The following is a 267-nucleotide window of genomic DNA, read 5'->3' on the forward strand; positions in this document are numbered from 1 at the left end:
GGACCCGCGACCTCGCCGAGACGCAGGACGCCCTGGTGCAGTCGCAGAAGATGGAGGCCATCGGCCAGCTCACCGGCGGCGTGGCGCATGACTTCAACAACCTGCTGACCGTCATCCGCTCATCGATGGATTTCCTCCGACGCCCCGACCTGCCCGAGGAGCGACGGCGCCGCTACATGGACGCGGTGTCCGACACCGTGGACCGTGCCGCGCGGCTGACGGCGCAACTCCTCGCCTTCGCCCGGCGCCAGACGCTCAAGCCGGAGG

At 70.0% G+C, this 267-nt stretch carries 1 protein-coding gene; it reads left to right on the top strand.

The genetic code is table 11. From position 1 onward, the window contains the following. A partial coding sequence (locus AX737_RS06780) for a histidine kinase dimerization/phospho-acceptor domain-containing protein (protein ID WP_280949063.1) occupies positions 1-267 on the top strand: 267 nt, incomplete at both ends.

The sequence above is a fragment of the Methylobacterium sp. CCH5-D2 genome (assembly GCF_001556475.1).
Taxonomy (GTDB): domain Bacteria; phylum Pseudomonadota; class Alphaproteobacteria; order Rhizobiales; family Beijerinckiaceae; genus Methylobacterium; species Methylobacterium hispanicum.